The sequence below is a fragment of the Stenotrophomonas maltophilia genome, assembly GCF_039555535.1.
GTDB lineage: Bacteria > Pseudomonadota > Gammaproteobacteria > Xanthomonadales > Xanthomonadaceae > Stenotrophomonas > Stenotrophomonas maltophilia_Q.
The window spans coordinates 1,460,493-1,486,692 of record NZ_CP154630.1 but is presented as its reverse complement, the minus strand read 5'-3'; the positions used below and the strand labels follow the sequence as shown (position 1 = coordinate 1,486,692).

Here is a 26,200-nt window from a genome sequence, read left to right as displayed (position 1 = left end):
TTGTCGGCAGGTTCGGTCACGGCAGGCGGGCCAGCAGTTCGCGGGCCTGGGCCTGGCTGTGCGGATCGCCGCCTTCGGCGACCTCCAGCAGCAGGGTACGCGCGGTCTGCGCGTCGCCCAGGTCCAGGTATGCGATGGCAAGCTCGAGGCGCTCCTGGCCGGCACGCGGCAGCCAGCCGGCATCGCCGTTGTCCGCAGCCGCGCTCGCCGCAGTCTCCTCGGGATGCGACGTGCCGATACCGTCGATTCCGTCATGGTGCCTGGCATCAACCGGGAACGCGTTCTGATGCGCTTCGGCCGGCAGATCGAACACGCCGCGGAACTGCGGCTGCTGTTCGGCATGCAGCGCGTAGTCCGGCACCGCCACTTCAGATGGCGTCCCTGGTGCGGCCGGCTCATCCTGTACCGGCGCCTCGACAACATCTTCGCGTGCGGTCGCGGGCTCGTCCCAGCGCGGCAGATCGGTCACCGCCTCGGGCAGTACGACCACGTCTTCGTCGCGCAGCATGTCAGCCTTCCAGTCGGCCTGCACCGCGTGGTCGGCGATCGGATCGACCGCTGCTTCGGCATGGCCCTCGGGCTCGCTCGCCCAGGCTGGCATCGCCGGTTCCTGGCGGCCGCCATCGGCCACCGCCGACGACCATGAAGACTGTTCGGCCAGCGTGTCCAGCGCCGCACCCGCAGGAACCGCAGCGGCCAGCCCGGCGGCGTCACCCTCTTCGCGCAGCGGGGGCAGCGGCGAAGGCTTGCGACGGCGCAGCAACCAGGCTGCGCCTGCTGCCAGCAGCAGCACCGGCAGGCCCAGCCAGTACCACGGCGTCACTGCATCACGGGAACCCGGCGCCTGTGCCAGACGCTGCTGCGCGGCAGCCAGGTCGTTGTCCTTCATCGCGATCAACGACTGCTGCTGCTCCTTCAGCTTCTCCAGATCGGCCACGCGCTGCTTCAGTTCACCGATCTCGGCATCGCGGGTGGCGATGTCCTCACGCGCCTGGCGCAGTTGTTCGTTGCCCAGCATGTCACCCTCGCTGCCGGCAGCGGTGCCGGTGGTTGTGCCCGCGTGCGCGGCGTCGGACGCCAGCGCCGGAGCGATCTCAAGTCGTGCCCCGTTGGCGGCAGCCGGGGAAGAAGCATTCGCGGTTGCCGCCCTTGCGGCCGGTGCCACTGCACCCGCCGGTTGCGGCACGGTACGCGCCTGCTGCCATTGCGCGGCGTGCTCGCGCACCAGCGCGGCGGCTTCGGCTGCATCGATAGCAGCAAGCGCATCGCTGCCCGGCATGCGCAGCACCGCGCCCTGCTTGAGCAGATTGACGTTGCCACGGATGAAGGCTTCGGGATTGGCGCGCAGCAGGGCGATCATCGCGCGGTCGCGGCTGACCTGGTTGCCACGCGCCACCGCGCTGGCGATCTGCGACAGGGTCTGACCGCGCTGCACGGTGATGCTGCCGTCGGCCGGCGCTGCCGCAACCGGTGCGGGTTCCGCACGCGGCCGAGCCGGCGTGGCTGCAGGTGCCGCAGCAGGCGCCCGCGGTGGCACATCGGGCACCGTTGCAGCAGGCGCGGGTGCCAGCTCGCGCGCGATGGTGTTGGACAGGGTACCGGCCGGCGCCACGATCTCGGGCTCGGTGACGGCCAGCGCGCTGGACGGTGCATCGACCAGTGCCGAGTACTCGCGCACCAGACGGCCCTGGCCCCAGTCGGCTTCGATCAGGAAGCTCAGCGACGGGGTCTCGACCGGCGCCTGCGAGGTCACCCGCACCACCGCCCTGCCCTGCGCATTGCGGGTCAGCTCGAACTGCAGCTCGCTGACCAGCCCGGTCGGCCGCTGCAGGCCGACGCGCTCGAAGGTAACCGGCGAGGCCAGTGCGACGCGCAGGTTCTCCAGCTCGGACGGGTCAGCCGACACCACCGGGATTTCGGCCAGCAACGGTTGCCCCGGCTTGGACAGGACACGGATGTCCCCCAGGCCCAATGCGAGTGCCGAACTGCTGGCCAGGGCCAGCAGCGCGGTGGAAAGATAGAGGAGCGGGCGCTTTGCGCCCCTGGCCCGTTTATTCATGGGCGACACTATAAAGCGTGCGGACCGGGGTCCGCACCCATGTAGAGCCGAGCCCATGCCCGGCTGCATGGCCTGAGCCGAGCGTGGGCCCGGCCCTGCAGAAAAGGCCGGGCATTGCCCGGCCTCTCCATCAGCGCTGCTCGGCGGCGACCAGCTCGGCCAGCTGCACGGCATTCAACGCCGCGCCCTTGCGCACGTTGTCCGACACGATCCACAGGTTCAGGCCGCGCGGATGCGACAGGTCCTCACGGATACGGCCGACGTACACCGCATCGGTGCCCGAGGCATGGGTGACCGGAGTCGGATAACCACCGGCTTCATGGCGGTCCACCACTTCAATGCCCGGCGACTGCTCCAGCAGCGCGCGCGCTTCGGCCACGGTGACCTTGTCGCGGGTCTCGATCGCCACCGACTCGGAGTGGCCGTAGAACACCGGCACACGCACCGCGGTCGGGTTCACCAGGATGCTGTCGTCGCCGAGGATCTTGCGGGTCTCCCAGATCAGCTTCATCTCTTCCTTGGTGAAACCGTTGTCCTGGAAGTCATCGATGTGCGGGATCAGGTTGAAGGCGATCTGCACCGGGAAGCGCTGCGGATCGATTTCCTGGAAGCTGAGCAGCTGGCCAGTCTGCTTGCCCAGCTCTTCGGTGGCCGAACGACCACCGCCGGACACCGACTGGTAGGTGGAGACGTTGATGCGCTCGATGCCGTACTTGCGGTGCAGCGGCGCCAGCGCCACCAGCATCTGCATGGTCGAGCAGTTCGGGTTGGCGATGATGCCGCGCGGACGGTTGGCCACCTGTTCCGGATTGACCTCGGACACCACCAGCGGCACGTCATCGTCGTAACGGAAGGCCGAGGAGTTGTCGATCACCACCGCACCGGCAGCGGCGAACTTCGGTGCGTATTCCTTGGACACGCTGCCACCGGCCGAGAACAGCGCGATCTCGACACCGCTCGGATCGAAAGTGGCCAGATCCTGCACCTTGACCTTCTGGCCGTTGAACTCGATCTCGCCACCGGCCGAACGTTCCGAAGCGAGGACGCTCAGGGTGCCGACCGGGAAATCACGCTCGGCCAGGATCGACAACATGGTCTCGCCGACCGCACCGGTGGCACCGACGACGGCAACGTGGAAACTGCGCTGTGCATTGCTCATGGGGGAAAACTCTCACGAAAACGGGAATGGGGAAGAAACACGCACGACAGCTGGGTTCGGGGAACCTCCTCAGGCGGGGCGCGCGGAGGTTCCCTATCGTTTCCCGGTTTTTTTGCCCAAGGTCACACGCGCAGCCATGGCCGCGTCAGCGTTGATCGCGCTCGGCATGCACGAGGGTGCGCCATCCAGGCCGAGCCCGGCAACCAGATTATCGACGGCCAGCTGTACCATCGCCGTGCGCGTGGCCAGCGAGGCACTGCCGATATGCGGGGTCAGCACCACATTGCGCAGCGCCAGCAGCTCCGGACGCACCGTCGGCTCGCCCTCGTAGACATCCAGGCCGGCAGCGGCCAGCCGGCCGTGGGCCAGTGCGTCAGCCAGCGCCAGTTCGTCGACGATGCCGCCGCGGGCGATGTTCACCAGGGTGGCTGACGGCTTCATCTTCGCCAGTGCCGCCGCATCGATGATGTGATGCGAGGCCGGCGTGTAGGGCAGTACCGTGACCAGGTGGTCGGACTGCGCCAGCAGCGTGTCCAGGTCCACGTAGGTCGCGCCAAGCGCCGCCTCGGTATCGGCCGGCAACCGCGAACGGTTGTGGTACAGCACCTTCATGCTGAACCCGTGTGCACCGCGGCGTGCGATGCCCTGGCCGATGCGGCCCATGCCGAGGATGCCCAGCGTGCTGCCATGGACATCCGCGCCCAGCATGGTCTGGAACGACCACTGCTGCCACTGGCCTTCGCGCAGCCAGCGCTCGGACTCGGTGATCCGGCGCGCAGTGGCCATCAGCAACGCGAAGCCGAGATCGGCAGTGGTCTCGGTCAGGACGTCCGGCGTGTTGCTGGCGAGGATGCCGGCCGCAGTGAGCGCGTCGACATCCAGATTGTTGTAGCCGACGCCGACATTGGCGATCACCTGCAGCTGCGCGGCGCCGGCCACCTGGGCCGCACCGATGCGCTCGTTGAGGGTGATGATCGCGCCGTCGGCGCGGGCCAGCTGTTCGGCGATCTGCGCGGGCGTCCAGGCGGTGACGGAGTCGGTGCTGCGCAGCTGTACGCGATCGCGCAACGGCGCGATGGCCGCGTCGATCAGCGGCTGGCTCACCCACACGGTCGGCCGCGTGTCAGCCATCGATCTGCCCGGGAATGCGCGGGGTGATCGTGCCGACATCGCCGCACTGCGCACGATGGCGCAGCGCCTGGTCCATCAGCACCAGCGCCACCATCGCCTCGGCGATCGGGGTGGCGCGGATGCCGACACAGGGATCGTGGCGACCAGTGGTGACCACCTCGACCACGTTGCCGGCCGTGTCCAGCGACGGGCCCGGCAGGCGCAGGCTGGAAGTCGGCTTCAGGGCAATCGACGCAACTACCGGCTGGCCGGTGGAGATGCCACCGAGGATGCCGCCGGCATGGTTGCTGGCGAAGCCCTGCGGCGTCAGCAGGTCGCGGTGCTCGGTGCCCTTCTGCGCGGCACTGAGAAAACCATCGCCGATCTCCACGCCCTTCACCGCGTTGATGCTCATCAGGGCAGCGGCCAGTTCACCATCGAGCTTGCCGTAGATCGGCTCGCCCCAGCCCGGCGGCACGTTGTCGGCGACCACGTCCACGCGCGCCCCGACCGAATCACCGGACTTGCGCAGCGCATCCATGTACGCCTCCAGCTCGGGCACCTGCTCGGCGTGCGGCCAGAAGAACGGATTGTCTTCCACCGCCGACCAGTCGAAACCGACCGGGGTGACGTCGCCCAGTTGTGACAGGTAGCCACGCACGGTCACGCCGAAGCGCTCGGCCAGCCACTTCTTGGCGACCACGCCGGCGGCAACGCGCATGGTGGTCTCGCGCGCCGAGGAACGGCCGCCACCGCGCGGGTCACGGATGCCGTACTTGTGCCAGTAGCTGTAGTCGGCATGACCCGGCCGGAACTGCTGGCCGATGTTGGCGTAGTCCTTGCTGCGCTGGTCGGTGTTACGGATCAGCAGCGCGATCGGGGTGCCGGTGGTCAGGCCCTCGTATACGCCGGAGAGGATCTCGACCTCATCGGCCTCTCGCCGCGCAGAGGTGTGCCGGCTCTTGCCGGTAGCGCGACGCTGCAGGTCGTGGGCGAATTCGGCCGCGTCCAGCGCCAGCCCCGGAGGGCAGCCATCGATCACGCAGCCGATGGCCGGCCCGTGCGACTCGCCGAACGTGGTGACGGTGAACAGCTTGCCGAACGAATTGGAGCTCACGGGCGCTGCGCCGCCAGTTCGGTGATGCGCGCGCTGTGGGCGATCAGCTCGCGGCACTCGACCGCGAAGATGCCCATCTGGCCGACCTTGAACTCGATCCAGGCGAAATCGACTTCCGGCAGCAGCTTGATCAGGTGCTGCTCGGATTCACCCACTTCGCAGATCAGCAGGCCGTCCTCGCTCAGGTGCAGCGGGGCGTCGCGCAGGATCTTCAGCACCAGGTCCAGGCCGTCGTCGCCGGCACGCAGGCCCATTTCCGGCTCGTAGGAGTATTCCTGCGGCAGGGCATCGGTCTCGTCGTTGGTGACGTACGGCGGATTGGTGACGATCAGGTCGTAATGGCGGCCGGTCAGGCCGTTGAACAGATCCGACTTGAGCAGGGTGACATTGTGCGCCTGCAGGCGTTCCTTGTTCTCTTCAGCCAGCGACAGTGCGTCGTCACTGAGGTCGACGCCATCCACTTCCCAGTTCGGGTAGTAGTGGCCCATGGCGATGGCGATGCAGCCCGAACCGGTGCACAGGTCCAGCGCACGGCTGACATCGCGGCCGGCCAGCCACGGCTCGAAACCACATTCGATCAGTTCAGCGATCGGCGAGCGCGGCACCAGGGCGCGCTTGTCGCTCTTGAAACTCAGGCCGGCGAACCAGGCCTCGCCGGTCAGGTAGGCGGCCGGGATGCGTTCGTCGATGCGGCGCTGGAACAGTTCCAGCACGCGCAGCTTCTCGGCCTGCAGCAGGCGCGCCTGGCCGTACGCCGGGCCGAGGTCGTGCGGCAGGTGCAGGCTGTGCAGCACCAGCTGGGTGGCCTCGTCCAGCGCATTGTCGTAGCTGTGGCCGAAGGTCAGCCCGGCTTCGTTGAAACGGCTGGTGCCGTAGCGGATCAGATCGATGATCGTGTGGAGTTCGGCGGCCGTTTCAGCGGTCATGGCGGTACTGCGGGCAAAGTGGCCCCCGATTATAGGGGCTGGCGCCCGCGGCGGCATCCGTTGCGGCGGAAACGATCGGGCCGCAGCCGGTATGATGGAGCCCACTTCGCGCGGGGGCACCCATGTTCAATCGCAACGCCGGCATCATCCTGCTGATCGCCCTGGCGGCGGGCCTGGGCCTGCTGGCCGCCCAGCAGGTGTTTGCGCCGAAGCCGCCGGCCAACGCCCCGGCCACCGAAGCGGTCACGCTGTACCCGCAGCCGCGTGAACTGCCCGACTTCAATCTGGCCCAGTCCGACGGCACCCGCCTGATCCCGGGCGAACTGAAGGGCCACTGGACCCTGGTGTTCCTGGGCTTCACCTTCTGCCCGGACGTGTGCCCGACCACCCTGGCCGAACTGGCCGGCGCGCAGAACCAGTGGGAAGCGCTGCCTGACACGCTGCGCCCGCGGGTGCTGTTCATCTCGGTCGACCCCGACCGCGACAGCGCCACGCGGCTGGGCGAGTACGTGCACGGCTTCCACAAGGACACCCTGGCCGCCACCGCCGATGTGCCCTCGCTGGAACGCTTCGCCACCTCGCTGGGCTTCGTGTTCCAGAAGGTGCCGGGCAAGCACTTCGACGAAAACCCCGAGGACTACACCGTCGAGCATTCGGCCAGCCTGGCCGTGCTCGATCCGCAGGGCCGCCTTGCCGGCCTGGTGCGCCCCCCGTTCAATGCGCCGGCCATTGCCCGCGACCTGCAGAAGCTGACCGAGAAAACCGCCCCATGAGCCTCACCACCGCCCTGACGTACGCCCTGCCCCACCGCCTGCTGTCTTCGATGGCGCGTTCGCTGGCGTACTCGGACGATCCGCGCGTATCGCGCTGGCTGATCGACACGGTCACCCGCAAGTTCAACGTCAACCTGGACGAAGCGGCCAACCCGGACCCGCGCAGCTACGCCACCTTCAACCAGTTCTTCACCCGTGCGCTGAAGCCGGGCGCGCGCGTGGCCGACGCCGATCCGCGCAGCCTGGTGATGCCGGCCGACGGCCGCATCAGCCAGCTGGGGAAGATCGAGGCCGGCCGCATCTTCCAGGCCAAGGGGCAGTCGTTCACCGCCGCCGAGCTGCTGGGCAGCGACGAGGACGCCAAGCCGTACAACGATGGCCTGTACGCCACCGTGTACCTGTCGCCGCGCGACTACCACCGCGTGCACATGCCGTGGACCGGCACCCTGCGCGAGACCGTGCACGTGCCGGGCCGCCTGTTCAGCGTCGGCCCGGCCGCGGTGAACGGCGTGCCGCGCCTGTTTGCCCGCAACGAGCGCCTGGTCTGCCACTTCGACACCAGCTTCGGCCCGATGGTCAGCGTGATGGTCGGTGCGCTGCTGGTGTCCGGCGTGGAAACGGTGTGGAGCGGCGAGGAGATCCCGGCCTACGGTGACCGCATCACCCGCAAGGATTACCGTGGCCAGGGCATCGTGCTGGAGCGCTTCGCCGAGATGGCGCGCTTCAACTATGGCTCGACCGTGATCGTGCTGCTGCCGCCGGGCGTGGCTGAGTTCGCCCCGCAGCTGGGCGCCGAAAGCCCGGTGCAGCTGGGCCAGGCGCTGGCGAAGCTGCGCTGACCGTAGATCCACGCCATGCGTGGATGGATTCAACGGAATGACGGCCAGCGGCCGGCACTACCGGGTCTGTAGAGCCGAGCCCATGCTCGGCTGCCGGCAAAAACAGCCGAGCATGGGCTCGGCTCTACAGCCAGAAACGCGTTACTGCAGGGCCGGGGCCGGGCCGACGTCCATGCCGTCGTAGTCTTCCACGCCCTTCTCCGCGGCCAGCGCGGCGAACTCCTGGTTGCGACGGTCCAGCGAGGCTTCGTCGTGAATCTCCACGCGCTCCACATGCAGCACGTGGAACGGCGCGTCGCCCTCTTCCGGCTCCTGCTCGAACAGTTCCACGAAGGTGTAGCCCTGCGCCTGCAGATGGTCAGCCAGCGCCCGCAGTGGCTCAGCGGTGGAATGGACGAAGAAATACCCCCACAGCAACGGGCCGGTGATGTCCCAGTCGGTGTTTTCGCGGAGGTTGGCGAACAGGTTGCGGGTGTCTTCGAGGTCCATGCGGATTCCAGGGGTCGTGGGGGATTACTTGTCGCAGCCCTGCAGCTTCAGCGTCTGGCCGTGGCGCAGGCTGTAGGCCGGGGCTTTCAGGCCATTGGCGCGGGCCAGGGTCGGCACGTCGCACTGGAACTTCGCCGCAATGGCACCCAGGGTCTCGCCCTTGCCCACCTTGTGGCTGCGCACCGGCTTCGGCCGCGCCGCCGGGCGCGGGGCCGCCACCGGAGCGACCGGCGTGGTCGGCACGCTGGTGGATGCAGCAGCGTCCGCCACCGGCACCACGCCACCCACGGCCACGCTGCCGGTGTAGCTGGCGGCGGTCGGGCGGACGATGGCTGCGTTCAGATCGGCGGTGATCAGGGTGCGGGCCAGGTCCGCACGCGGGCCGCTGACGCAGTTGCGCTGGTACAGGCCGGCGATGCGGGTGGTGGCGTTGATCAACGTGCCGGCCGGAATCCAGCCGTCGGCTTCATAGCGCGGGTTGAGGTTGCGCAGCGCGCGCATGTAGCCATCGCGGGTGCCGTGGCTGCCCAGGCAGATGGTCAGTTCATAGATGGTGGTGGACTTGGCCAGGCGCAGCGTGGCCGGCTGCGCACTGATCTTCGGGAATTCGACGCCGTACTGCTGCGGGTGCAGGAAGATCCACGCCGCGGCGATCACCATCGGCACGTAGTCCTTGGTCTCGCCGGGGAACTGGTTGTAGACGCTGTCGGTCCAGAAGCTCTGCCCGCCGCTCTGCTTGAACACGCGCGCGGCGCGGCCTTCGCCACCGTTGTAGGCGGCCACCGACATTTCCACGTTGTTGTTCAGTTCGCGCAGGCGTTCGTTGAGATAGCTGGCGCTGGCCTCGGCGGCGCTGCGTGCATCGAAGCGCGTATCGAAGCCGGTGCCGTCCGGGCCGAGGCCGAAGCGGCGGCCGGTGGCCGGCATGAACTGCATCAGGCCGGCGGCGCCCGCGCGCGAGGAGGCATGCACGCGGCCGTTGGATTCCTTGGCCATGATGCCGAACAGCAGCGCCTCGGGCAGGCCGCGCTTTTCCCACTCCGGCCACATCACCGCGCGCAGGTTCTGGTAGTTCTCGTAGCTGGTCAGCAACGCCGGGCGCATGTCGGTCAGCCAGCGGCGGATGCCGGCCTGCACGGCCGGGTTGTACTCGACCATGGTGTCGAAGGCGTGCCGCTTGTCGTTGAGCAGCGCGGCGGCGCGGGCGGCCTCGGGCACATCGGCGGTGAGCGGGCCGATATGGTCGGGGTCGGCTTCCAGGCGGTCACCACTCTCGTCGGTCACCTCATCGCTGCCCGCCGCATCGGCGTCGTGCTTGAGCAGGCGCTTGTAGCTGGCCAGCAGGGTGCCCATCTGGCAGCCCTTCTGCTTCACGCAGTCGTTGAGGACGTCTTCCATGTCTTCCAGCGCGGCATCGGCCTCGTTGCTGCCCTTCGGGTCGGAATTGGCGACCAGCAACAGGGCGTCGCTGTAGCGCTTCTCGGCGGCGGTCATGCGCTGCTGCAGCGCATCCACCTTCACCTTGTCCCGGGCCGAAACCCGCTGCGCATGGGCGTCGGGCGCCAGGGAAACCAGGCCGGCCAGGGCCAGCAGCGGCCAACCACGGGAAATCAGGACAGGAACGGGCATTGATGGCACTGTGTGCGAAACAGGCAGGCAGAGTAGCGGCGCCGCCAAGGTCCGGGCAAGCCGACCTTCGGCCCGTCACCGCCGGCGGTTAACATTGGGCTATTCACCACAAGGGCTGGACCATGGATCCGATTCTGCTCGGCAAAGGCATTACCGACGATGTTGCCGTCACCCTGCTGCCGAAACTCGGCAACCGCCACGGCCTGGTGGCCGGCGCCACCGGTACCGGCAAGACGGTGACCCTGATGACCCTGGCCGAGGGCTTCTCGCGGTTGGGCGTTCCGGTGTTCCTGGCCGATGTGAAGGGCGATGTGTCCGGCCTGGCCGTGCCCGGCACCGGCGCCGAGAACCTGCTGCAGCGCGCCGCCGAGATCGGCGTGGTGGATTATGCGCCGGCCGCCAGCCCGACCATCTTCTGGGATCTGTACGGCAAGCTCGGCCACCCGGTGCGCACCACGGTCAGCGAGATGGGCCCGACCCTGCTGTCGCGCATCCTCGAATTGAACGACACCCAGGCCGGGGTGCTCGACATCGTGTTCAAGCTGGCCGACGACCGTGGCCTGCTGCTGCTGGACATGGACGATCTGCGTGCCCTGCTCGGCCTGGTGGCCGAGGAGCGCAAGGACATCTCCACCGAGTACGGCCTGGTCAGCGCGCAGTCGATCGCCGCGATCCAGCGCTCGGTGCTGCGCCTGGCACAGGACGGCGGCGAGAATTTCTTCGGCGAACCGGCACTGGAACTGGCCGACATCATGCGGGTCAATCATGACGGCCGCGGCATGATCGGCATCCTTGCCGCCGACCAGCTGGTGCTCAAGCCCAAGCTGTATTCGACCTTCCTGCTGTGGCTGCTGTCGGAACTGTTCGAGCAGCTGCCGGAAGTGGGCGACCTGGACAAGCCGAAGCTGGTCTTCATCTTCGACGAAGCGCACCTGTTGTTCGACGACGCGCCCGCGTCGCTGGTGCAGCGCATCGAGCAGGTGGTTCGGCTGATCCGCTCCAAGGGCGTTGGCGTGTACTTCTGCTCGCAGTTCCCCGATGACGTGCCGGGCAACATCCTCGGCCAGCTGGGCAACCGCGTGCAGCACGCGCTGCGTGCCTTCACCCCGCGCGACCAGAAGGCGGTAAAGACCGCTGCCGAGACGTTCGTACCAAACCCGAAGCTGGACGTCGCCAAGGTGCTCAGCCAGCTCGGCACCGGCGAGGCGCTGGTGTCCACGCTGCAGGACAAGGGCGTGCCGATGCCGGTGCAGCAGACGATGATCGCGCCGCCACGCTGCCGGATGGGACCGATCACCGAGGCCGAGCGCGCGCAGGTGCGCGCCGGCAGCCCGGTCGGCAGCCGCTACGACACCGCGATCAACCGCGAGTCCGCCGCCGAACTTCTGGCCCAGCGTGCGCAGAAGGCGGCCGAGAAGGCCGAGGCACCTGCCGCCCGCAGCCGTGAGCAGGACGAGGCGCAGGAGGGAGGCTTCGGCCAGTCCATCAAGGATGCGATCTTCGGCACCAAGCGCCGCCAGGGCATGATCGAGACCATGGCCAAGCAGACCACGCGTACCGTCGGCACCAAGCTGGGCAACCAGATCGTGCGCGGCATCCTGGGTGGCATTTTCGGCGGCAAGCGCTGAGATCGCTTCGTGGAGTCAGAGCCCTTTCCGTGGGAAAGGGATCTGACCCCGGGGTCGGCTCCCTTCCGGATGGAAGGGCTCTGCCCCCTTCGTTCCCCTGAAAAGAAAGCGTACCGCATGTCCCGTTGGCGTCCGCCCGCAGAAAAAAGCACCGCCCTGATCACCGCCTCCGGCCATGCGCGCCTGAAGGCCGAGCTGGATGAACTCTGGCGGGTACGACGGCCGGAGGTGGTCAAGGCGTTGTCCGCCGCGGCCGCGGAAGGCGATCGTTCCGAGAACGCCGAATACACCTACCGCAAGAAGCAGTTGGGCGAGATCGACCGCCGCGTGCGCTACCTGACCAAGCGGCTGGAATCGCTGCGCGTGGTCGATACCACGCCAACCGATCCGCAGGCGGTGTTCTTCGGTGCGTGGGTGGAGCTGGAGAACGTGGACAGCGGCGACACCAGCCGCTACCGCATTGTCGGGCCGGATGAGACCGATGCGGGCCTGGGCTGGATCAGCATCGATTCGCCGCTGGCGCGTGCGCTGCTGAAGAAGCGGCTGGATGACGAGTTTTCAGTGGAGCTGCCCGGCGGCCAGTTCACCTTCGCGGTGATCAGCGTGGAATACCCGCCTGTGTAGCGTCGAGCCATGTTCGACGGCTCTACAACGGCAACCGCAGCAACGGTGGCGGGTACGCGCGTCCTGCTCGCAGCGGGCGAAAATAGTCGGCATTGCGATAGAAGGCGCAATCCTGCACGGCGTGCCAGCCGGGAGTACCGGCCAATGGCAGGGGCCGCAGCTGCAGCGGATCAGTCACTGCCCTGCCCTCGGCAATGGCCGCGGTCACCGCGTCAACACAGGCGGCATCGACATCGCCCTGCACCACCACGCACTTGCCGACCAGCAATCGCCCCGGCAGCAGTGCCTGCTCCATCAGCGCATGCCCGAACACCACAGCGATGGCGATGTCACCGCTCTGCCAGCATGACGGCTCGAACAATGCAGGCCAGTCATGCCGGTCCCACGCGCGCAGCACCGCCTCATCGCGCACGCGCACGATGACGCCGGTTTCATCAAACTGGGTCAGCGCCGCCTGTGCGCGATTGCGCTGGCCGGGCGGCATGGCATCGATATGCCGGCATTGCTGCGCGTTCAATGCACGCTTCAGCTGCGGATGGGAGGCCCACACCAGCGCATTGAACAGGTCATGCCAGTTGCCGGCACGGGTGGCGATATGCCCCTGCGCGATGCGCGCTTCGTAATGCAGGCCGTCGGCCAGCAGCGCGGCATCCTGTTCCACCAGGCGCTTGCCGGGCAACGCGAGCCGCGCATCAAGCGCAGCAATGGACGGCCATGCCGCACCGTCCAGCAGATCACGGAAGTCCTGCAAGCCGGCAAACAGCGGATGTTCAAACACCTGCAGATCGACCGCCGCACGCGGCGGCGGCACGAAGCGCCGGGAACCGCCGCCGTCGCCAGCGGCGGTCGTCGTTGCGGTCACAGCACCTTGAGGTCGAACGCCGGGCGGCCCGCAGCCGCCAGCGCATCGCCGTACAGGTCGTGCTCGTCGCTCTCGGTGATCTCCACGTCGACGAACTCGCCCACGCGCAGCGGCACCTGATCGGCGTTCTGGATGTGCACCAGACCGTCGATCTCAGGCGCATCGGCCCTGGAACGGGCAACCGCGATGTCACCTTCGATGGCATCAACCAGGCACTGCTGCACGGTACCGATCCTGGCTTCCAGGCGCGCGGCGGAAATCTGCGCCTGTTTCTCCATGAAGCGGGCCAGGCGTTCCTGCTTCACTTCTTCCGGCACGGCATCGGGCAGGTCGTTGGCGGTCGCGCCCTCGACCGGCGAGTAGGCGAACGCACCTACGCGATCCAGCTGTGCTTCGTCCAGGAACGACAGCAGTTCTTCGAACTCGGCCTCGGTCTCGCCCGGGAAGCCGACGATGAAGGTCGAACGCACGGTGATGTCCGGCGCGATGCGGCGCCAGTTCTGCACGCGCTCCAGGGTCTTCTCGACCGCGCCGGGGCGCTTCATCAGGCGCAGGATGCGTGGGCTGGCGTGCTGGAACGGAATGTCCAGGTACGGCAGGATGCGGTTCTCGGCCATCAGCGGCACCACCTCGTCCACGTGCGGGTACGGGTAGACGTAATGCATGCGCACCCACGCATCGAGTTCGGACAGGCCTTCGCACAATGCCTTCAGTCGGGTCTGGTAGGCCTTGTTGCGCCACATCTTCTCGGCGTACTTCACGTCCACGCCGTAGGCCGAGGTGTCCTGCGACACCACCAGCAGCTCGCGCACACCGCCACGCACCAAGCGCTCGGCCTCACGCAGCACCTCATCGACCGGGCGCGAGACCAGCTTGCCGCGCATGGACGGAATGATGCAGAAGCTGCACTTGTGGTTGCAGCCTTCGGAAATCTTCAAGTAGGCGTAGTGGCGCGGGGTCAGCTTGATGCCGTAGTCGGGCACCAGGTCCACGAACGGATCGTGCTTGGGCGGCAGCGCTTCGTGCACCGCCTCCATCACGCTCTGGTAGTCCTGCGGACCGGACACCGCCAGCACGTTCGGGTACGCCTCGCGGATCTGCTCGGGGCGCTTGCCCAGGCAGCCGGTGACGATGACCTTGCCGTTCTGGTTCATCGCCTCGCCGATCGCGTCCAGCGACTCGGTCACCGCCGAATCGATGAAACCACAGGTGTTGACCACCACCACATCGGCCGAATCGTAGGACGGGACGATGTCGTAGCCTTCCGAGCGGAGCTGGGTGAGGATGCGCTCGGAATCGACAAGGGCCTTCGGGCAGCCAAGGCTGACGAAGCCGACTTTGGGGTTCAGCTGGGACATGGAATCGCGGGACTCTGGGGGCCTGGGCCCCTGCCGGCATGGCAGGGGTTCCTGGGGGCCGGGGCCTGAAAGAGCGCCAGTATACCGGGGTTGGCGGCCTCGCTCTGAACGGCCAGCCGCCCGATCACGCACAGCCGCTGACACCGCGCTAACCCGCGCAGCACCGACAATGCAGCCCTGTCCCCTGCAACGAGAGTAGATGACGATGGCCGAGTGGATCACCCTGGATACGCACCACGGCGCGGTACGGGCCTGGCAGGCACTCCCCGAGGGCACCCCGCGCGGCGGGCTGGTGGTGGTGCAGGAAATCTTCGGCGCCAACCCGCATATCCGCAGCGTGGCCGAGCGCTTCGCCGCCGAAGGCTATGCGGTGCTGGCACCTTCGTTCTTCGACCTGGTCGATGGACCCGAGGCCGATCCGGATGCCCTGCCCTACGACGCCGACGGCGTGAAGCAGGGGCTGGAACGGGTAGCCGCGCTGGGCATGGAACGGGCGCTGGAAGTGGTCCGCGCGGCGGCCACCCGCCTGGCCCCCTACGGCAAGGTCGGCACCGTCGGCTATTGCTGGGGCGGTACGGTGGCGATGCTGTCCGCAGTGCGCCTGGGCCTGCCTTCTGTCAGCTACTACGGTGCGCGCAACGTCCAGTTCCTCGATGAGACGCCGAAGGCGCCGGTGATCTTCCACTTCGGCGCCCAGGACAGGAGCATCCCGCCGGAGGCCGTCCAGGCCCACCGCGAAAAGCTGCCGCGGATGGCCACCTTCGTCTATCCGGCCGACCACGCCTTCAACCGGGAGGTCGGACATGCGTATGATCCAGACAGCGCCGCCCTGGCGCTGCAACGCACCCTGGACTTCTTCTCGGAGCATCTTGGATGAGCGAATTCGAACTCGATTCACGCCTGGCCACCGATAGCGTGCTGGTGGCCGAAGGACCGTTGTCGCAAGTGCGGCTGATGAACGACGAACGATTCCCGTGGCTGGTACTGGTACCGCGCCTGGCCGGGGTCACCGAGTGGATCGAGCTGGACGGCGAGCAGCAGGACAAGCTGCGCACCGAGCTCAACCGCGCCTGCAAGGCCCTGAAGGGCTCCGACGGGGTGGAGAAGATCAACATCGGCGCGCTGGGCAACATCGTGCGCCAGCTGCACTTCCACGTGATCGGCCGCCATGACGGAGATCCGGCCTGGCCGGGCCCGGTCTGGGGCAGCGGTCCCGCGCACCGCTACGAGCCAGGCACGCTGGACCAGCATGTCGCCTACTGGAAGGAACGGCTAGGATATCCGGCCCACTCCTGAGCCTTCGCCGACCCGATGCGATTCAACCTCGTTGCCGCCATCCTGCTGATCCTGATCGGCCTGTTCATGCTCGCCAGCAATCTCGGCTGGACGCACCTGAACCTGTCCAAGCTGCTGCTGACCTGGTGGCCGGTGGCGCTGGTGGGTGTCGGCATCGCGATGCTGTTCGGGCGCGGGAAGTAAGGTAGCGCCCGGCCATGCCCGGGCGCGCGCTACAAACGAAAACGCCGGGCATGCCCGGCGTTTTCGTCGTGCGATGACGCGGGCGATCAGGTCCGCGGCAGGGTCACACCGGTCTGGCCCTGGTACTTGCCGCCACGATCGCGGTACGAGGTCTCGCAGATGTCATCGGCCGCGGCCTGGAAGAACAGCATCTGCGCGACGCCCTCATTGGCATAGATGCGCGCCGGCAGCGGCGTGGTGTTGCTGAACTCCAGGGTGACGTGGCCTTCCCATTCCGGTTCCAGCGGCGTCACGTTGACGATGATGCCGCAACGCGCGTAGGTGCTCTTGCCCAGGCACACCACCAGGGTGTCGCGGGGGATGCGGAAGTACTCCACGGTGCGCGCCAGCGCGAAGCTGTTGGGCGGGATGATGCACTCGTCGGCAGTGATGTCGACGAAGCTTCCCGAGTCGAAATGCTTGGGATCGACGATGGTCGAGTTGATGTTGGTGAACACCTTGAACTCACGCGAGCAGCGCACGTCGTAGCCGTAGCTGGAGGTGCCGTAGCTGACGATGCGCTCGCCGTTGGCCTGCTTGACCTGCCCTGCCTCGAACGGCTCGATCATGCCGTGCTGCTCGGACATGCGGCGGATCCAACGGTCACTCTTGATGCTCATGCTTTGTCCTGGGGGTACGAGGGGGCGCGAGGATTCTAGCAGGGGGCCGGGCGTCGCCGGCGGCCCCCGCCGAGGTGCTTACAGCAGCGACGACAGGATCGGGATCGAGGCCCGCGGGCGCTTGCCCACTTCCTCGATCAGGCGCTGTGCGGCATGGCGGTACGCCTGGGCCGGTACCGAATCGGGCTGCGCCACGGTGATCGGGGTACCACTATCGCCCTGCTCGCGGATGCCGATCTGCAGCGGCAACGAACCCAGCAGCGGTACGCCGTACTGGGCCGCCATGCGCTCACCGCCGCCTTCACCGAACAGGTGCTCGACATGCCCGCAGTTGCTGCAGGTATGCACCGCCATGTTCTCGACGATGCCCAGTACCGGCACCTCGACCTTCTCGAACATCTTCAACGCCTTCTTTGCGTCCAGCGTGGCGATGTCCTGCGGCGTGGTGACGATCACTGCACCGGCCAGCGGAATCTTCTGGGTCAGGGTCAGCTGGATGTCGCCGGTGCCCGGCGGCAGGTCGATCAGCAGAAAATCCAGGTCATCCCACAGCGTGTCGTTGAACAGCTGGGTCATTGCCGAGGTGGCCATCGGACCGCGCCAGATCATCGGCGTGTCCTCTTCGATCAGGTAGCCGATCGACATGGTGTCCACGCCGAACGCGCGAAGCGGTTCGATGCTCTTGTTGTCGGGGCTTTCCGGCCGCCCGGACAAGCCCAGCATGGCGGGCACGCTGGGGCCGTAGATGTCCGCGTCCAGCACGCCAACACGTGCGCCCAGCTGCTGCAGCGCGACGGCCAGATTGACCGCGGTGGTCGACTTGCCCACGCCGCCCTTGCCGGAGCCGACCGCGATGACATTGCGGATGCGGGCATGTGGCGTCAGTCCCTTCTGGACCTGGCTGGCATGGGGGCGGCGGGGGGAACTGTTCACAACGGGCACCAGCTGTATCAGGGGGAATAACCCAACATCATACAAGCTGGACGTAGCCTGACTGAAATTCAGGATTGCTACAGATTCGTGCACAGATTGTTAAGTTCATGTTACGTTCCTGAAGCACTGTTTTGGGCTGCGAAGCTGGTTCCCAGCGCGCACGATGGCGCATGCGCAGTGCCGTTTTTGTTTTTGCTCTCTATTGGAACTACATGAAATACGTAAGCAACACCGCACGTCGCAACACGCTCGCCGTCGCCCTGATTTCCGCCCTGATGGCCGCCGCCCCGGCAATGGCCCAGGACAAGGCGACCAACCTGGACAAGATCACCGTCACCGGTTCGCTGATCCCGCAGACCCAGGTTGAAACCCAGACCCCGGTGATGTCCATCACCGCCGAAGACATCCAGACCCGTGGCTTCAGCAGCGTTGCTGAAGTACTGCAGCAGTCGTCGCTGACCACTGGCGGCCTGCAGGGCGGCCAGACCTCGGGTTCGTTCACCCAGGGCGCCGAAGCGGCCGGCATGTTCGGCCTGAACCCGGGCTACACCAAGTATCTGATCAACGGCCGCCCGATGCTCTCGTATCCGGCGCTGTACAACGGTAGCGACACCTTCAACAACATCAGCGGCATTCCGATCGACATCGTCGAGCGCATCGAAGTGCTGCCGGGCGGCCAGTCCTCGCTGTACGGTTCGGATGCGATCGCCGGTGTGGTCAATATCATCCTGAAGGAGCGCATGGACGGCGGCACGATGACCGTCCGTGGCGGCACCTACACCGAAGGCGGCGGCAGCAACATCCGCTTCAGCGCAGCCAAGGGCTTCAACGCGTTCGACGATCGCTTCCATGCGCTGGTCAACGTGCAGATCGAAAACGGCAGCCCGATCTGGGGCTACCAGCGTGACATCACCAAGCAGAACAACCCGGTTGGCTATACCGCACAGGTGCCGTCGAACGACTTCGCAGTCATCACCAACGCAGACAACAAGCTGCTGATGATGGACCCGAGCCGCTGCGCCAACGTGGCAGGCCTGTACGACGGCACCACCGTCGTTGGCCAGCGCGCTTCGGGCGAGTCCTGCGGTTCGGTATACAGCGCTGGCTACAAGACCCTGAAGAACGGCAAGAACAGCGGCCAGTTCTACTCGTCGATGACCTTCGACGTGAACGACAACTTCCAGCTGTTCGCCGACGTGTTGTACAGCAAGGAAAAGACCGAGTTCACCTCCGGCTCCAGCGCCCTGTGGTGGGGCACCAAGTCAGTCATGGGTGGCTTCTACGACCAGGGCGCCGGCAAGGTCGTGAACCTGCAGCGCGCCTTCGCGCCGGAGGAGATCGGCGCGGGCGACTACAACAACATCCTGAACTCCGACGAGAGCCGCGCCTACCAGGTCACCCTGGGCGGCAAGGGCATGGTCGGCGACTGGGATTACAGCGCCAGCTTCACCCGTGGCGAGTACCGCCTGGACCAGAACCGCTTCGTGCGCTGGAAGGACAAGATCGAGGACTTCTTCGGCCAGACCGTGCTGGGCCCGCGCCTGGGCACCTACACCGATCCGAAGGACCCGACCGCCACGTTCGGCATCTACAACCCGAACTACGCTGCCTTCTACTCGCCGATCACCCCGGACCAGTTCGCCAGCTTCACCGGCTACGGTACCCACCGCAGCAAGACCTGGCAGAACCTGGGTCGCGTGCAGGTGACCAACGGCTCGCTGTTCAGCCTGCCGGGCGGTGACGCCGGCCTTGCCGTCGTCCTGGAAGGTGGCAGCGAAGGTTGGGACTACTCGCCGGACCAGGCCTTCGTCGACGGCAACGTGTGGGGCACCACCGCCGTCGCCGGCGCCGGCCACCGCAGCAACTACGCGGTCACCAGCGAACTGCGCATGCCGCTGCTCGAGAAGCTGACCGTCAGCGCCTCTGGCCGCTATGACGCGTTCAAGATCGCAGACAAGACCGTCGACAAGGCCACCTACAGCATCGGTCTGGAATTCCGCCCGATCGAGAGCCTGCTGCTGCGCGGCAAGTACGGCACCGCCTTCCGTGCACCGACCCTGTCCGATGCCTTCCAGGGCATGAGCGGCTCGTACTCGTCCGGCCAGAACGACTACTACCGTTGCAGCCAGCTGGGCTACGGCCTGCGCGACGAGAAGTGCGCGTTCTACAAGAACACCTCGGTGTACAGCGAAAAGTCCGGCAACCCGGACCTGAAGCCGATCACCGCCGACGTGTGGAGCGCAGGCGTGGTGTGGGCCCCGGTGAGTAACTTCTCGCTGTCGGCCGACTACTACAACTGGAAGATCAAGAACGAGGTCAAGACCCTTAGCACCGACCAGCTGCTGCTGGCCGAGTACCAGTGCCACAACGGCCTGCCGAACAATACCTCGGCCAGCTGCCAGAACGTCACCGACTGGGTGTCGCGCGATGCCGGCGGCAACCTGACCCGCGTGTACACGCCGAAGCTCAACGTCGCCAGCCAGAACCTGGAAGCGGTGACGGTGGCTGCCAAGTACCAGCAGGATATCGGTCGCTTCGGCTCGCTGATGTTCTCCGGCAACTACACGAACATGCTGAAGCGTGAAGTGCAGCCGATGCCGGGCGCCGCCAAGCTCGACCTGCTGAGCGATCCGTACAACATGTGGTACTACGACAACTTCGCCAAGGTCCGTGGCGATCTGTCGGTGGCCTGGAACATCGCCAAGTTCACCACCACCGTGTACGCCAACTACGTCGGCAGCACCCCGAACTACCTGGCCTACACCGGCCGCAGCTACGGCTATGTCCACTCTTCCGGCGCCAAGGCCGGCAAGTGGGGTTCGTACACCACGTACAACCTGAGCATGAACTACCAGGCACAGGACGATCTGGTCCTGTCGCTGATGGTCAACAACGTGTTCAACAAGCTGCCGGAAGGCCAGCGCTACAACTACCCGGGCAACGAATCGACCCCGTTCAATGACGGCTTCTACAGCGTCTACGGCCGCCAGATTTCGGCCCAGGTCAAGTACAACTTCTGATCCCGTCGTTTTCCGGACGTTGTATCTGGACCAGGCCCCGCTTCGGCGGGGCCTTTTTTTGCGGCCGCGTCGGGCCTGCAGGAATCATTCAGCATCCAGACATGTTTCGCGCCTCTCGAGTAAAATAAATAAAATCAATAAGTTGTATGAATTTGGATCGAACTACACGGAGAGCGAGGAGGCTCCAGACCACAGCTTGATGACTCCCTTATGAACGTTTGACAGCATCAGTTAATGCCGTGTTAATCTCGAGTTACCGGCCCGTGAAGCCGGTGCAACCGGGGGCATAACCACTGCCAACACCGGGCAAGGGGCACACGGAGACGCCCGCGAGGCAATGTCCCCGGTGTACGACGCAATCATTGGATTCAAGGGGATTTCAGATGATCAATCGCAAGTCGCTCGGCAGGCATCCGCTGAGCTTTGCCCTCGCTTCTGCCGTGCTGCTCATCGCAGCCGCTCCGGCATTCGCCCAGGACGCGGGTTCGACGCAGACGGCCGAGGAAGCGGCCAAGTCGAAGGCAACCAATCTGGACACGGTGACCGTCACCGGCTCGCGCATCAGCCGCGACGTGTTCAACTCGGTGTCCCCGGTCCAGGTCGTGACCCGTGAGGAAACCACGCTGGCCGGCTTCAACTCGACCACCGCCGCACTGCAGAGCACCGCGGTGACCGCAGGTGCATCGCAGATCAACAACGCCTACGGTGGCTACGTCACCGACGGCGGCCCCGGCGCCAACACCCTGGGCCTGCGTGGCCTCGGCCCGACCCGTACCCTGATCCTGCTCAACGGCCGCCGCGTTTCGCCGGCCGGCTCGCGCGGCTCGGTCGGCTCGACCGACCTGAACGTGCTGCCGAACTCGATCGTCGACCGCGTCGAAATCCTGAAGGACGGCGCGTCCTCGATCTACGGCTCCGACGCGGTCGCGGGCGTGATCAACATCATCACCAAGAAGAAGGTCGACGGTGTCACCTTCGAAGGTCAGCACAACGCGACCGACGGCGGTGGCGGCGATGAGCGTCGCTATGCGCTGACCTTCGGCAGCACCGGCGAGCGCTCGCACTTCTCCGGTTCGTACGAGTACACGGTGCGCAACGCACTTAACCTCGGCGACCGCGACTGGACCCGCTGCGCCACCGACAAGTATCGCGACATCGAGGCCGGCGACTACTGGGGCAGCGGCGACTTCATCGATCCGCTGACCGGCAAGTCCAAGTGCTACACCCTCGACGGCGGCGGCGTGACCATCAACACGCTTGGCACCAACACCCGTACCGGCGTCGCCGCGCCGGGAGGCAGCGGCACCCGCTTCAACCGCTGGCGCCCGAATTCGTCGGTCACCACCGGCCTGGTCGGCTACGAAGGCGTGGGTGCGCTGAACCGCGACACCTTCGACCCGCAGATGCTCAATCAGTCGCTGATCTCCCCGGTCAAGACCCACACCGCCTACTTCCAGGGCGGCTTCGACCTGAACGCGCTGGGCGACGCTGAGCTGTACTACGAGTTCCTCGGCAACCACCGCAAGTCGACCCAGACCGGCTATCGCCAGCTGACCCTGGACTATGCAGTGGGCAATCCGCTTATCCCGGCCAACCTCCGCGACAGCGTTGCGGGCCCGGCCACCGACCAGACCAATGGCGTGCCGATGGGCGTACGTGCCTTCATTGGTTTCGGCAACGACCAGAGTAAGCAGAAGGTCGACTTCCTGCGCTTCAACGCTGGCCTTCGCGGTCACCTGAGCTCGGAATGGAATTACGACTTCAACATCATGCATTCGCGCAGCGATGCGGACTACACCTTCCAGAGCTTCCTGACCAGCCGCCTGGCGCAGAGCCTGGATGTGGTCTCCAACGGCGCCGGTGGCTTCGTCTGCCGTGATGCCTCCAACGGCTGCGTCGCCGCCCCCCCGGTGAACAACAACACGATCGGCGGCCGTCTGCCGCAGGACTGGAAGGACTGGGTGTTCGTCCCGGTCACCGGCAACACGCTGTACAAGGAAACCACGGTCAACTTCAACGTCAACGGCCCGCTGTTCGACATGCCTTATGGTTCGGCCGGTGGCGCGTTCGGTGTGGAGTACCGCAAGGCCCGCATCGACGACAGCCCGTCGCAGTACTCCATTGACCAGGACCTGTACAACCTGACCGCTTCCTCGCCGACCCGCGGCAGCGACTCGGTGTTCGAAGCCTACGGCGAATTGGAACTGCCGCTGCTGTCCGGCGTCACCGGCGCTGAGGAGCTGTCGGTCAACCTGTCCGGCCGCTATACCGACTACAAGTCCTATGGTTCCGACGAGACCTACAAGATCGGCACCCTGTGGACCCCGGTGAAGTGGCTGTCGTTCCGCGCATCCTACGGCACCTCGTACCGCGCACCCGCCCTGTTCGAACAGTTCCTGGGCGCCACCACCGGCTTCCTGCCGCAGTCGTCCGACCCCTGCGACAACTACATTGAGGCCCGCCCGGAATCGATGCGCTACCAGAACTGCGCGTCGCTGGGCCTGGATCCGGAGTTCACCCAGCTGCAGGGCATCACCGTCTACACCCAGGGCGGCGCGGAAAACAACCTGAAGGCTGAAACCTCCACCGCCAAAACCTTCGGCGTGGTCCTGCAGCCGGAATTTGGCCCGGCCTTCGGCGATCTGTCGCTGGCCCTGGACTACTTCGACATCAAGGTCGAGAACGGTGTGCAGGACGCAGGCGGCGCCGCCATCCTGCGCAACTGCTACGGCAGCTCCACCGCGGACTTCACTGCGGGCAACGGCCTGTGCCGCCTGATCCAGCGCAACCCGCAGACCAACCAGCTGACGGTCACCAACGGCTTCATCAACGTCTCCACCAACAAGGTCCGCGGCCTGGACTTCACCCTGCGCTATGTGCGTGACATCGGCCCGGGCGAGTTCCGTGCCACCCTGCAGGGCACGCACTACTTCGAGCAGACCAGCCAGCTGTTCTCGGACGATCCGAAGGTCGACTCGGCCGGCATGATCGGCTCGCCGGAAAATACCGCCACCCTGGACCTGAACTACAAGTGGAAGAACTGGCGAGTCCGTTACGGTCTGGACTGGATCGACAAGATGGACAGTTACGCCTACTACGAGGAGCGCAACCCGGGCCTGTTCGATCCGGCCACCAGCCAGTACAAAATGTACACCCCGAACTACTTCATCCAGGCAGCCTCGCTGCAGTATGAAGCGGACAAGTGGTCGGTCACCGGTGGCGTGCGCAACCTCGCCAACAAGAAGCCGCCTACCATTTCGCAGGGCGTGCTGAGCACGGTTGGCAACGCGCCCCTGTACAGCGGCTTCGATTACTTCGGCCGTACGTACTTCGTGAACATCACACGGTCATTCTGATCCAGTCGTTACCCACCGCCGCCCTTCGGGGCGGCGGTTTCGTTTCCGGCCCCGGCCTTGCGCCGGGATCGCCCTGAGATCGAGGCAAGCAATGAAGCGAACCCTGTTGCTGGCAGCCCTGGCCAGCATTTCCCCCTGGCTGCATGCCAAGCCTGTCGCCCCCACCATTGAACAGCTGGCGGCCTTCCCTGCCATCTCCAGCCTGTCACTGTCTCCGGATGGGCAGCACATCGCCGGCCTGCGCGCCAACGGCGAAGAACGCGTGATCGTGGTCTGGCGCACCGATGCGCTGGACAAGGCGCCCACGGTGATCGGTGCCAACCGGATGAAGTTCCAGAGCGTATCGTTCATCAAGAATGGGCAGCTCGCCGTGGTGCTATGGCAGCCTTTCGACCTGCGCGCCGACCGTGTCACCAAGACCTTCGTCAGCAAGTTCTTCATCACCGACATCGAGGGCAAGCAGTGGAAGGAGCCCATTACGCCGCCGCGTGCCAGCAGCCGCAGCGAGGAACTCGAGCAGGCGCTGTCCAACCCGACGGTGCTGGACACGCTCCCCAATGATCCGGACCACATCCTGGTGATCAACGGCAGCGGCGGCAGCTCCGGCGATGTCTACAAGGTCGACCTGCGCAGCTTCACCTCACAGCGCGTGCAGAAGACCGAAGAGCGTGTGGCCGGCTATGTCACCGACCTGGACAGCGAACTGCGTGCACGCCTGCGCCAGGACGTGGACGGAACCGGCGCCTACGTCGCTACCGAGTTCCGCAACACCGGCAGCGGTGCGTGGGAAGAGCACTTCCGCTCCTATGTGAAGAACCGCGACGTCAACCAGGTGATCGGCTTTGCCGATGACCCGAACATCGCCTTCGTGCTGAGCAACGTCGGCCGTGACAAGGCGATCGTGTACGAGTACGACATCGCCGCACGCAAGCAGAAGGAAGTGCTGTACGAACACAAGCTGTTCAACGCCAGCTCGATGTCGATCAACCGCTATCGCAACGGCGCGATTCCGTTCGGCGAGATCCTCGGCATCCGCTATGCGGGCCCGCGCGGTGACGACCTGCAGTGGACGTCGCCGCGGATGAAGGCGCTGGACCAGGGCCTTCGCCAGGCCCTGGGCATCCAGCAGCAACCGCTGGAAATGGTCGACACCGCCAATGGCCAGCGCTTCACCACCAATTACGACACTGGCCGCAGCTACCAGGTGGTGGACTACACCCCCGACCTGTCCACCGTGCTGGTGGCCACGTCGGGCCCGTCCAACCCGCCCGAGTACCACCTGCTGCGCAACGGCAAGCTGACCCTGCTGGCCAAGGCCTATCCGGACATCCAGCCTGCAGCCCTGGGCGACACCAAACTGGTCTATTACAAGGCCCGCGACGGGCTGGACATTCCGGCATTCCTGACCACGCCCAACACCGAACTGTGTGGTGCCGGTCCCTGGAAGGCGGTCGTGCACCCGCATGGCGGTCCGTGGGCCCGCGATGGCATGGACTTCGACGGCTCGATGTGGGTGCCGCTGATGGCATCGCGCTGCATGGCCGTACTGCGCCCGCAGTTCCGCGGCTCGGCCGACTGGGGCCGCAAGCTGTGGATGGCCGGTGACGCCGAGTGGGGCCAGAAGATGCAGGATGACAAGGACGACGGCGCGCAGTGGATGATCGACCAGAAGATCGCCCGCCCCGGCCACATCGCCATGTTCGGCTTCTCCTATGGCGGCTACTCGGCGTTTGCGGCCTCGGTGCGCCCGAACGGCCTGTACAAATGCGCCATTGCCGGTGCCGGCGTCTCGGACATCAAGAAGATCTGGTCGCGCTTCTATACCAATCCGTTCTTCCGCCAGGCACAGGCACCGACCGTGGCGGGCCTGAACCCGCTGGACAAGGCGAGAGAGATGAAGATTCCGCTGATGGTCTACCACGGTGACCGCGATCGTACGGTTCCCATCGAGCAGTCGGAGTGGTTCGTGAACAAGGCCAAGGGCTCGGGGCAGCCGGTCGAGTTCCACGCCATCGCCGACTATGCGCATGGGCCGGCCTGGACCCGCGCGATCATGGGCGACCAGCTCAGGTTGATCGACGACTACCTGGGCAAGGGCTGCGGCGGCGGCGGCCTGTAATCGATGCGTTACCCAGGCAAGGGCGCCCCACCGGGCGCCCTTGCTCGTTCTGGCCCTTGCG

The 26,200-nt window shown here is 66.1% G+C and carries 21 protein-coding genes; 10 read left to right on the top strand and 11 right to left on the bottom strand.

Translation table 11 applies throughout. The features are described from left to right. Positions 1–16: 16 nt before the first annotated feature. The 5 genes from AASM09_RS06850 to prmB all read right to left on the bottom strand — a co-directional run bounded on the left by AASM09_RS06850 (position 17) and on the right by prmB (position 6,371). Positions 17–2,059, bottom strand: a complete 2,043-nt coding sequence (locus AASM09_RS06850) for a FimV/HubP family polar landmark protein (protein WP_100443790.1) — start codon at positions 2,057–2,059, stop codon at positions 17–19. 130 nt (positions 2,060–2,189) lie between these two features. Next, the gene (locus AASM09_RS06845; protein WP_012511725.1) at positions 2,190–3,218 is read right to left on the bottom strand and encodes an aspartate-semialdehyde dehydrogenase; all 1,029 of its coding nucleotides are present in this window, start codon (positions 3,216–3,218) and stop codon (positions 2,190–2,192) included. A 93-nt stretch (positions 3,219–3,311) separates the two neighbouring features. After that, on the bottom strand, positions 3,312–4,349 hold the full coding sequence (locus AASM09_RS06840; RefSeq protein WP_049432384.1) for a 2-hydroxyacid dehydrogenase: 1,038 nt from the start codon (positions 4,347–4,349) through the stop codon (positions 3,312–3,314). After that, positions 4,342–5,445, bottom strand: a complete 1,104-nt coding sequence (gene aroC, locus AASM09_RS06835; protein ID WP_049432386.1) for a chorismate synthase — start codon at positions 5,443–5,445, stop codon at positions 4,342–4,344. The genes AASM09_RS06840 and aroC overlap by 8 nt, the downstream gene beginning before the upstream one ends. Next, positions 5,442–6,371 carry a 50S ribosomal protein L3 N(5)-glutamine methyltransferase gene (gene prmB, locus AASM09_RS06830; protein WP_005410487.1) on the bottom strand — a complete coding sequence of 310 codons (930 nt, stop codon included), beginning with the start codon at positions 6,369–6,371 and terminating at the stop codon, positions 5,442–5,444. The genes aroC and prmB overlap by 4 nt, the downstream gene beginning before the upstream one ends. Positions 6,372–6,493: 122 nt before the next feature. On the opposite strand from prmB, the gene AASM09_RS06825 reads away from it, so the two are divergent. Both AASM09_RS06825 and asd read left to right on the top strand, forming a co-directional pair. Beyond that, entirely contained in the window at positions 6,494–7,144 is a 651-nt protein-coding gene (locus AASM09_RS06825; RefSeq protein ID WP_049432390.1) for an SCO family protein, read from the top strand. Beyond that, a complete protein-coding gene (asd, locus tag AASM09_RS06820) occupies positions 7,141–7,983 on the top strand; it encodes an archaetidylserine decarboxylase (RefSeq protein WP_049432393.1) in 843 nt (280 codons plus the stop codon). The genes AASM09_RS06825 and asd overlap by 4 nt, the downstream gene beginning before the upstream one ends. Before the next feature lie 141 nt (positions 7,984–8,124). On the opposite strand, the gene AASM09_RS06815 is transcribed toward asd, so the two are convergent. Both AASM09_RS06815 and AASM09_RS06810 read right to left on the bottom strand, forming a co-directional pair. Further along, the gene (locus tag AASM09_RS06815; protein ID WP_049432396.1) at positions 8,125–8,472 is read right to left on the bottom strand and encodes a ribonuclease E inhibitor RraB; all 348 of its coding nucleotides are present in this window, start codon (positions 8,470–8,472) and stop codon (positions 8,125–8,127) included. Positions 8,473–8,496: 24 nt separating this feature from the next. Next, on the bottom strand, positions 8,497–10,101 hold the full coding sequence (locus AASM09_RS06810) for a transglycosylase SLT domain-containing protein (protein ID WP_100443789.1): 1,605 nt from the start codon (positions 10,099–10,101) through the stop codon (positions 8,497–8,499). Positions 10,102–10,223: 122 nt separating this feature from the next. On the opposite strand from AASM09_RS06810, the gene AASM09_RS06805 reads away from it, so the two are divergent. Together AASM09_RS06805 and greB are read left to right on the top strand one after the other, a co-directional pair. Then, on the top strand, positions 10,224–11,729 hold the full coding sequence (locus AASM09_RS06805; RefSeq protein WP_049432398.1) for a helicase HerA-like domain-containing protein: 1,506 nt from the start codon (positions 10,224–10,226) through the stop codon (positions 11,727–11,729). A 117-nt stretch (positions 11,730–11,846) separates the two neighbouring features. Continuing rightward, entirely contained in the window at positions 11,847–12,353 is a 507-nt protein-coding gene (gene greB / locus AASM09_RS06800; RefSeq protein ID WP_049432400.1) for a transcription elongation factor GreB, read from the top strand. Positions 12,354–12,375: 22 nt separating this feature from the next. Here greB and AASM09_RS06795 read toward each other — a convergent pair whose 3' ends face one another. Continuing rightward, complete coding sequence (locus AASM09_RS06795; protein ID WP_049432402.1) at positions 12,376–13,215, bottom strand: DUF3025 domain-containing protein; 840 nt, start codon at positions 13,213–13,215, stop codon at positions 12,376–12,378. Next, positions 13,212–14,573 (bottom strand): 30S ribosomal protein S12 methylthiotransferase RimO, encoded by a 1,362-nt coding sequence (rimO, locus tag AASM09_RS06790; protein WP_100443788.1) that lies wholly within the window; start codon positions 14,571–14,573, stop codon positions 13,212–13,214. Before rimO ends, AASM09_RS06795 begins: the two co-directional genes overlap by 4 nt. 205 nt (positions 14,574–14,778) lie before the next feature. Between rimO and AASM09_RS06785 the strand changes: the two genes are divergently transcribed. The 3 genes from AASM09_RS06785 to AASM09_RS06775 are packed head-to-tail and all read left to right on the top strand — an operon-like array spanning position 14,779 to position 16,052. Beyond that, positions 14,779–15,450, top strand: coding sequence for a dienelactone hydrolase family protein (locus AASM09_RS06785; RefSeq protein WP_049427120.1), 672 nt, complete (start codon positions 14,779–14,781; stop codon positions 15,448–15,450). After that, complete coding sequence (locus AASM09_RS06780; RefSeq protein WP_049427102.1) at positions 15,447–15,869, top strand: HIT domain-containing protein; 423 nt, start codon at positions 15,447–15,449, stop codon at positions 15,867–15,869. The genes AASM09_RS06785 and AASM09_RS06780 overlap by 4 nt, the downstream gene beginning before the upstream one ends. 15 nt (positions 15,870–15,884) lie before the next feature. Further along, entirely contained in the window at positions 15,885–16,052 is a 168-nt protein-coding gene (locus AASM09_RS06775; protein ID WP_005410498.1) for a LiaI-LiaF-like domain-containing protein, read from the top strand. Positions 16,053–16,138: 86 nt separating this feature from the next. On the opposite strand, the gene dcd is transcribed toward AASM09_RS06775, so the two are convergent. Both dcd and apbC read right to left on the bottom strand, forming a co-directional pair. Then, positions 16,139–16,711: a dCTP deaminase gene (dcd, locus tag AASM09_RS06770; protein ID WP_005410499.1), complete on the bottom strand. Its 573-nt coding sequence runs from the start codon at positions 16,709–16,711 to the stop codon at positions 16,139–16,141. Positions 16,712–16,789: 78 nt separating this feature from the next. Then, the gene (gene apbC / locus AASM09_RS06765) at positions 16,790–17,644 is read right to left on the bottom strand and encodes an iron-sulfur cluster carrier protein ApbC (RefSeq protein ID WP_005414099.1); all 855 of its coding nucleotides are present in this window, start codon (positions 17,642–17,644) and stop codon (positions 16,790–16,792) included. 212 nt (positions 17,645–17,856) lie between these two features. Here apbC and AASM09_RS06760 point away from each other — a divergent pair, with 212 nt between their 5' ends. From AASM09_RS06760 to AASM09_RS06750, 3 genes are all read left to right on the top strand, one after another. Then, positions 17,857–20,664 (top strand): TonB-dependent receptor plug domain-containing protein, encoded by a 2,808-nt coding sequence (locus AASM09_RS06760; RefSeq protein WP_049427103.1) that lies wholly within the window; start codon positions 17,857–17,859, stop codon positions 20,662–20,664. A 383-nt stretch (positions 20,665–21,047) separates the two neighbouring features. Continuing rightward, the gene (locus tag AASM09_RS06755; protein WP_049427105.1) at positions 21,048–24,020 is read left to right on the top strand and encodes a TonB-dependent receptor plug domain-containing protein; all 2,973 of its coding nucleotides are present in this window, start codon (positions 21,048–21,050) and stop codon (positions 24,018–24,020) included. A 91-nt stretch (positions 24,021–24,111) separates the two neighbouring features. Next, the gene (locus AASM09_RS06750; protein WP_049427108.1) at positions 24,112–26,139 is read left to right on the top strand and encodes an alpha/beta hydrolase family protein; all 2,028 of its coding nucleotides are present in this window, start codon (positions 24,112–24,114) and stop codon (positions 26,137–26,139) included. The last annotated feature ends 61 nt before the right edge of the window (positions 26,140–26,200 follow it).